General features: G+C 44.6%; 5 protein-coding genes. 3 read left to right on the top strand and 2 right to left on the bottom strand.

The genetic code is table 11. The features are described 5' to 3' along the window. The 3 genes from CAG69_RS07435 to CAG69_RS07425 all read left to right on the top strand — a co-directional run. Positions 1-1,105, top strand: a 1,105-nt coding sequence (locus CAG69_RS07435) for a glycosyltransferase (protein WP_237668049.1), incomplete at its 5' end; no start/stop codon positions are given. Next, complete coding sequence (locus tag CAG69_RS07430; RefSeq protein ID WP_064376584.1) at positions 1,098-2,288, top strand: glycosyltransferase family 2 protein; 1,191 nt, start codon at positions 1,098-1,100, stop codon at positions 2,286-2,288. The genes CAG69_RS07435 and CAG69_RS07430, both read left to right, overlap by 8 nt. Before the next feature lie 10 nt (positions 2,289-2,298). Further along, positions 2,299-2,937, top strand: coding sequence for a sugar transferase (locus tag CAG69_RS07425; protein WP_005377654.1), 639 nt, complete (start codon positions 2,299-2,301; stop codon positions 2,935-2,937). Between the two features lie 19 nt (positions 2,938-2,956). Here the strand turns inward: CAG69_RS07425 and CAG69_RS07420 are convergent, their stop codons facing one another. Then, on the bottom strand, positions 2,957-3,346 hold the full coding sequence (locus CAG69_RS07420; protein WP_053303090.1) for an AAA family ATPase: 390 nt from the start codon (positions 3,344-3,346) through the stop codon (positions 2,957-2,959). 126 nt (positions 3,347-3,472) lie between these two features. Further along, the coding region (locus CAG69_RS07415) for a BCCT family transporter (RefSeq protein WP_161443482.1) at positions 3,473-4,997 on the bottom strand (1,525 nt) is incomplete at its 5' end.

Here is a 4,997-nt window from a genome sequence, read left to right as displayed (position 1 = left end):
AAAACACAATAACACTAAGCACAGCAAAAAAGTGATATTACACGTCGTGCAACACTTAGCTCCTGGTGGTTTAGAAACGCTCGTACTAGAAATGCTTCGTTTTGCGCAGCCCAACCATTCCGTTTTTGTCGTGAGCTTAGAAGGAAGCAAAGAACATGCACTACAAGGCTGGCAAAAACTGTTGCCCTACCAAGGCCAACTACACTTTCTTAATAAAAGACCTGGATTCAGCGGGAAGACCATCGCTACGCTGACTTCAATGATAAAAAGAATGCGACCAGACGTGGTCCACACCCATCATATCGGCCCACTTCTGTATGGTGGTATTGCTGCACGTTTAGCGCACGTACCTGTAGTGATTCATACCGAGCACGACGCATGGCACCTTAATAACAAAAAATCAGCTCAACTACAGTCCCTTTTGCTAACGATGATTCGCCCGCAAGTGGTTGCCGATGCTAACTTTGTCGCCCATCAAATACAGACTAAGTTAAAGTATCGCAAAGTTTGTACTATCCATAACGGGGTTGACTGTCAGAAGTTTAAAAGCGGTGACCAAACGGCAACAAGACACTTGTTTGAACTTCCAACCGACAAAATCGTGATTGGCGTTGCCGGGCGTCTAGAAGCAGTTAAAGGCCATAAAGCGCTTATCGAAGCCTTCTCTCATCTTACGCCAAACACACACCTAGCCATTGCTGGAGATGGTTCTCAGCGAGCTCAATTGGAAGCACAAGTTAGAACGTTAAAACTTGAGGATCGCGTTACCTTTTTAGGCTTGGTCGACGATATGCCCAGCTTTTACCAAAGCCTCGATTTATTTTGTTTACCGTCGCTTCAAGAGGGTTTCCCCCTCTCAACACTAGAAGCTCAAGCATGTGACGTTCCTTGTGTCGCAACCGATGTTGGTGGCGTGAAAGAGACACTCTGTCCGAACAACAGCACACTGGTTGAAGCAAATCGTGTGTTTTCGTTGGCCGAAGCGTTATCACATCAAATGGAATCATCACACCATTCTCCTCGAACTTTTATTCTCAAACACTTTGATATCAGAGACATGGTGAGTCGCTACTCACGTTTGGCCAAGGAGGCTAGCTATGAATGATTTACTTTGGATTATAGGGTTTGGTTTATCCGCGTTTTTGATTGTCTATCATCACGTTGGGTACCCACTGCTCCTTAAGTGGCTTCCTTTAAAACAGCAAGACGAAACCAAAGCACCATTTGTAGAGCGAGCTTACAAAGCCTCCAAAACAGACAGCCAGCTACCCTCTATTACTGTCATCGTGCCCGCCTACAATGAAGAACAATGGATAGCAGAGAAGATCCGTAACCTTGCGAGCCTAGACTACCCGAGGGATAAATTAAGAGTAGTGATCGCATGTGATGGCTGCACAGATAACACAGCCGAGATTGCTCAAGCGACAATTCAAGAAGCAATCTGCTCTGATACTCTGTTCATTATTAATGATCACCAAGTCAATCGCGGTAAAGTTGCCCTACTCAACGAAGAAATGCGTCATGTTAGCTCGGACATTACCGCACTGAGTGACACGTCGGCATTGATTTCTTGCGATTCTCTATTGCTAGCTAGTCAGCATTATCAAAATGAGAACGTTGGAGTGGTTAACGCAACATATCAAATAATGAGCACTGATAACCAAGGTGAAGCGGCGTATTGGCAATACCAGTCTCGAGTAAAGCACCAAGAATCTTTGTTAGGTTCAACGATTGGTTCCCACGGTGCGTTTTACACTTTCAGAACTCACTTATTTGAACCACTGGAAGTTAGCACCATTAATGACGACTTTATTCTCCCTATGAGAATCGTTTTGCGAGGCTATAGCGCTATTTACGAGCCAAACATGCTGGCTCTTGAACTAGAACAGAGCTCAGACAACGCAGATTTCAAGCGGCGCCTAAGAATTTCAGCGGGTAACATGCAGCAGCTCATGCAATTAAAGAAATTACTGCTACCTCGTTATCGTGGCACTGCCTTTGCATTTCTATCGGGAAAGGTTCTGCGCTTAGCAACACCCTATTTGATGATTGTTTGCTTTATTTGCTCACTACTACTGGCACACAATCCACTGTTTCAAGTAATGCTGTTCGCACAAGTTGGTATTTACAGCATCGCGCTTATTACTTACTTAATGCCAGCACTTAACACTATTAAACCTTTTAAGCTGATTAGCTACATCGTCATTGGTCATCTCGCCAACTTTATCGGCGGTATGAAGTATTTGCTCGGAATGGAAAATGGACGTTGGAAACGCGTCAACCAATAAGGAAAGCATCATGAAAAACTCACGCTACGATTCAAATGTATGCCACGCGAAAAGAACGTTTGATGTACTGGTTGCAATGCTTATTTTGGTCGTCACTGCACCACTTTTCCCATTTATCGCGCTAGCGATCAAAACCACATCGAAAGGCCCTGTGATTTATCGCCAATTGCGAGTAGGACGCTGCACACCAGAAAAAATGGATCTTTTTCAAATCATGAAGTTTCGCACCATGTATATTGATGCAGAGCAACGCTCTGGCGCAGTATGGGCAACTGAAAATGATCCCCGCATCACGCCAGTAGGACGCTTTTTACGCAAAACACGTTTAGATGAACTACCTCAACTGTTTAATGTGTTGAGAGGTGAAATGTCGATGATTGGGCCGCGCCCAGAACGCCCAGCTTTCTACCAGAAATTGGAAGATGAAATCCCCTATTTTGTAGAGCGCACATATGGCGTGTTACCAGGTATCACAGGCTTAGCTCAGGTTAACCAAGGCTATGATGCATGCATTGAGGATGTAAGACGCAAAGTTGGGTTTGACCACAGTTACGCACTAAGCTTAGGTTCGTTTTACTCTTGGATTTCAATGGACCTTTCAATCATGAGCAAAACATTCGTTGTGATGATTGACGGACGAGGTCAATAACTTCCGGTTCTGGTAACGGTCACTCTTGCCACTGGCGGCGCATCTTTTCTATCGTCGCTGGTGGCACATCATGAATGCTTTGATACGCTCCGTGGCACACTTTAATTTCCACCTCGATGCGCTTCTTCATGCAGTAGTCCATGTAACGCTTCATCTCCCAATGTCGAACAAACGTATTGCTCACAATCACAACTTTCCCTCTGTTCAACCACTTTCTAGTTTGCTGAAAACACCACTCATGCGCTTGAGGTAATTGAACTGGTTCAAAGTGATAATCACCTTCATCATTTTCAAAATACATGTCAGCTTCAAAATGCTTAGCACCAAGATCTATTGCCAATTGTTTTGCTAAGGTTGTTTTACCTGAACCCGGAAGTCCACGAATAAGAATGAGTTTAGCCAGTGACATAATACAGTTTAATGAGGTGGGAATAAGCCTAAACTGTAACGAAATTATTGGAAAAGAAAAGTAGAAATAAAAAATGCCGAGCACATTAGGCTCGGCATTTAAACTCAATCATGGATCGTGTTGTATTTATTTGTAAGCTGGCAGTTCTGTTCTTAACCCTTTCACCAAACTTACGCACATCAACAGCAGAACAAAAGTAAACGGTAACCCTGTTGCAACAACGCCTGATTGCAATGCTTGCAAGGCTTCTTTACCACCAACCCACAGCATTACGGCTGCAATTGCGCCTTCAATACACGCCCAGAAAATGCGTTGCGGTACTGGTGCATCAATCTTACCACCGGCGGTAATACTATCGATAACCAGCGAGCCAGAGTCTGACGATGTAATAAAGAATACCAGAATCAGCACGATAGAAAGCATTGAAATCACTGAGCTATACGGAAGCGCATCGTAAACATGGAACAGAGTCAATGAAATATCAGTTAGGCCATTTGCACCTAGCTCACCAACTTTATTCACCACTTGGTCAAGCGCGATACCACCAAACACAGACATCCAAATCAAAGTAACAACTGTAGGAATAACGATGACTGCGAATAAGAATTCTCGAACCGTACGACCTTTAGACACACGCGCGATAAACATACCAACAAACGGTGACCAAGATACCCACCAAGCCCAGTAGAATACCGTCCAGCCGTGCATCCAAGTTTCATCTTCACGACCGTGAGGGTTACTCAATGGAATAATATTTTCAATGTAAGCCATTGTTGTGTCGCGTAGCGAGCTCCACGCCGTATCAAACGTGATGAAGGTAATGAAAATAAGCAGCGCAAACGCAACCACCATATTGACGTTACTCAGTAGCTTAACACCACCATCAATACCACGAATCACTGATAGCACCGCGATAAAGGTAACGAAGGTGATCACAATCATTTGTGTACCAATGCCGCCTTCTAGACCAAAGACATGATTAATACCACTGGTCGCCTGCTGAGCACCCAGACCTAGCGACGTTGCAAGACCAAATAGCGTCGACAAAACGGCAAGGATATCAATAACGTGACCTAACCAGCCCCATGCACGGTCACCAAAAATTGGATAGAACGCCGCGCGCAATGAAAGTGGTAAACCTTTGTTAAAGGCAAAAAACGCTAATGCTAGTGCAACGAGTGCGTAAATACTCCAACCATGTACACCCCAGTGGAACATAGTGGCACCCATCGCGAGGGATTTTGCTTCTTCGGTGTATGGTACTGCGTTAAGTGGCATTCCCCACCAATCAGTGAAATACGCGGTCGGCTCAGCCACACTCCAGAACAGAAGACCAATACCCATACCCGCGGCGAAAAGCATCGACAACCAAGAAACGGTTGAGTGATCCGGCGTTGCTTCTTTGCCTCCTAAGCGGATTTTACCTAGCGGAGAAAAAAGAAGAGCAACGGCGAACAATAAGAAGAAGTTTGTCGACCACATAAAGAACGCATCAAACTGTTCGATAATTCCGTTTTTTAGACCGTTTAATACGTCTCGAGCAGTGGTTGGCTCAACAAGAAGAAGTGAAATCAGACAGAAAACAACGAGCCCCGCACTAATGCCAAAAACCGGGTTATGTATATCGAATCCCCACTTTTGAACGTTATCC

Origin of the sequence: Vibrio sp. V43_P6S15P86 (assembly GCF_009904725.1) — a bacterium.
Classification (GTDB): Bacteria; Pseudomonadota; Gammaproteobacteria; order Enterobacterales; family Vibrionaceae; genus Vibrio; species Vibrio diabolicus.
Note: the sequence above shows the minus strand (reverse complement) of the source record. Positions and strands in the feature narration are given on the sequence as shown.